Source organism: Salipiger marinus (assembly GCF_035481585.1).
GTDB classification, from domain to species: domain Bacteria; phylum Pseudomonadota; class Alphaproteobacteria; order Rhodobacterales; family Rhodobacteraceae; genus Salipiger; species Salipiger marinus.
This window is the reverse complement of record NZ_JAYKSL010000064.1, coordinates 1-2,494: the sequence shown is the minus strand read 5'-3', so window position 1 is coordinate 2,494 and position 2,494 is coordinate 1. Positions and strand designations below refer to the sequence as shown.

Genomic DNA, 2,494 nt, shown 5'->3' with positions numbered 1-2,494 from the left:
TCTCGATGACAATGCTGGGTCAGTTCTCAGTGACATCCAACACGGTTGGATCGATGAATGTGAAGGTGAAGCCGTCCCGGCAGGCAGCGCGTATGCCGTCGAGGTTGTCTTCGAACTGGCCTGAGAATACCTGAATGTCAAACTCCGGCTTCTGGGCTGCGAACTCCCGCAATTTCGCAACGGAAACAGGGTTCCGTTCGCAGAACCTAAAACGGACCTTGAGGCCGGGACGTCCCATATCGAGCAAGGATCGCCGAACCGTTTCCAATGTTTCGATGGCCTGAGAAAACGAGGCGTCGGAATACCTGTTAGTGTCAGATACCCGCCAAGGGCCCGCGAAGGCGTCCACGAAGTTGAAGACCGGCGATCTGCCTTGGAACAGCTTGTAGGCTGCGGACTCGAGATAATTGTTGAGAAACAGATGCTTGATGAAGGACTGCTCGCGCCCGTGATAGTTTTCTATCCTGGGCGGCATCAGGCATCCTCGGGCTGCAGGGCGCGAATGATAGGTTCGGGAACGATCTGCCAGGGAAAGCCATTCCACTCTTCACCGTCGAGAAGGCGCCCGCCGGATTTCGGTCTTGCGCCGCCCCACTGCTTGAAGAAGAACGCGACGTCGTCACGTCCGCACATGTCCCGGATCTGGCGGACCCAGCTTTCGTCCATGGGCCGAGCCCGAGGTCCACTCTCTCCCCCGACGATGGCCCAAGCGACGCCCTGCAGATCAACATCCCCAACCGGTCCGAGCAGCGGCTCGAACGAGATGAAACGAGCGTCGGAATTGATCTGCTTCAGGTGCTCAATCCGGCTCGCGTGCGCAGCGTCCTCGACAGAAACGCCAAGCCATATGTGGCGAGGGACCGGCCCTTCATGATACCGCTTCCGAACGTAGTTGCGCATGAGCGAGCTGCGCTTGGTCAGCACCTGGTAGACGTGCCAGTCCGCCTGCTCCATGGCGTCGAACACAGCGTCGAGGAATGTACGGTCGATGTCCTTGTGGAAGAGGTCGCTCATTGAGTTGACGAAGATCATCCGCGGCTTCTTCCAGAGCACGGGCTGCTTCAGCCTCGACGGCCAGAGTGTCAGTTCGAAGCCCTGCTCGTAGGGATGCCCAGGAATTCCACGCCACCGCTCTGCGAACCGCTCGGCGTAGCAGTTGTCACAACCGGGACCGACCTTGGTGCAGCCCGTCACCGGGTTCCACGTCGCGTCCGTCCATTCGATGTCTGACTTCTGGGCCAACTGCTCGCCTCACACTTTTTCACAACGGTAACACGCGGCTGACTCAGCACAAAGCACGAACAGCGGCTGGGGTGAGATTGGTCCCAGCTGCAGCTGAACCGCGGCGCAACGGGCGGCGTTCGATCTCTGTTCCATTCGCCATCCAGATGGATTTTCCAAATCGCGTGCATCACGGACTTCGAAAGATCACTTGGAAGCAATGACTTAAAGCTGTTCACCGGAAGCGCGGCGGTTAACAGGTCCGGAGAATATCGGCCCGGAGAGAACGCGTGTGCGCCCTTCGGGACGTTTACCGGTTAACAGCCCCTCCCGCATAACCCTCGAAAACCACGAGAAAATCCGGCCGCAGCCGGATCGGGAGAACGCTTTCGCGAGGGCAAGTGGCGGCGCAGTTGGGATTCGGACCTCCGGTTTCGTGTGAACTCCCTAGTACGTACCCACGCGCGGTGAGTGTCTTCTTTCCGCCCGTCGAACCGGAACCCACGTAAGCGCCACGCTGCTCCCCTCCTGCCATGTTGACGTCGGCTGTGAGAGTCCTGCTGCCGAGACGAGGCAGGATTGGACGGCAAAATGGGCGGCTATTTGGACGGCTCGACGGATGGCTATGCGGGCACGATCGAGGTTCTGGAGGGGCGGTCTGGCCGCCGTCTTCGGAGCGAGGCTGAACGGGCCCGGATCGCGGCCGAGAGCTTGGTGCCCGGGGCAAGGGTTTCGGACGTCGCCCGTCGGCACGGGGTGACGCGCTGGCAGGTCTATGATTGGCGCAAGAAGCTGGCGTCTGGCCAGCTCGCGCTTGCTGCCGGGACGGCGTCGGAGCCGATGTTCGCGTCGCTTGTCGTTGAGCCACCTTCCACGCCGGCGACCGATGGGCGCGACCGTTCGGTGCGGAGTGAGACGAGGTCGTGCCGGATTGAGCTGGAATTGGGTGGTGTCATCGTGCGGGTGCGTTCCGATATCGACGCGGCGCAGCTGACCCGGACGATCCGTGCCGTCCGGGCGGCGTTGCAATGATCTCGCCGAGCGGCGACCTGCGCGTCTACGTTGCCACGCGCCCGGTCGACTTCCGCAAAGGCATCGACGGGCTGGCGCTGGCCATCCAGGAGGCGCTCGGCCTCGACCCGTTCAGCGGTGCGGCCTTCGTGTTCCGGGCCAAGCGTGCGGACCGGATCAAGGTGCTGGTCTGGGACCAGACCGGAATTGTCCTGGTTCACAACGATCTGCGTTCATACTACACCTCTTTCCTCCTCAGGTG

The 2,494-nt window shown here is 61.4% G+C and carries 4 protein-coding genes; 2 read left to right on the top strand and 2 right to left on the bottom strand.

Translation table 11 applies throughout. From position 1 onward, the window contains the following. Positions 1 to 19: 19 nt before the first annotated feature. A complete protein-coding gene (locus VK682_RS27070; RefSeq protein ID WP_324782972.1) occupies positions 20 to 475 on the bottom strand; it encodes a class I SAM-dependent methyltransferase in 456 nt (151 codons plus the stop codon). Then, positions 475 to 1,242 (bottom strand): DUF5131 family protein, encoded by a 768-nt coding sequence (locus tag VK682_RS27065; protein WP_324782971.1) that lies wholly within the window; start codon positions 1,240 to 1,242, stop codon positions 475 to 477. Before VK682_RS27065 ends, VK682_RS27070 begins: the two co-directional genes overlap by 1 nt. Before the next feature lie 558 nt (positions 1,243 to 1,800). Here VK682_RS27065 and tnpA point away from each other — a divergent pair. After that, positions 1,801 to 2,253: an IS66-like element accessory protein TnpA gene (tnpA, locus tag VK682_RS27060; RefSeq protein ID WP_230798113.1), complete on the top strand. Its 453-nt coding sequence runs from the start codon at positions 1,801 to 1,803 to the stop codon at positions 2,251 to 2,253. Next, a partial coding sequence (tnpB, locus tag VK682_RS27055; protein ID WP_324782970.1) for an IS66 family insertion sequence element accessory protein TnpB occupies positions 2,250 to 2,494 on the top strand: 245 nt, incomplete at its 3' end. The genes tnpA and tnpB, both read left to right, overlap by 4 nt.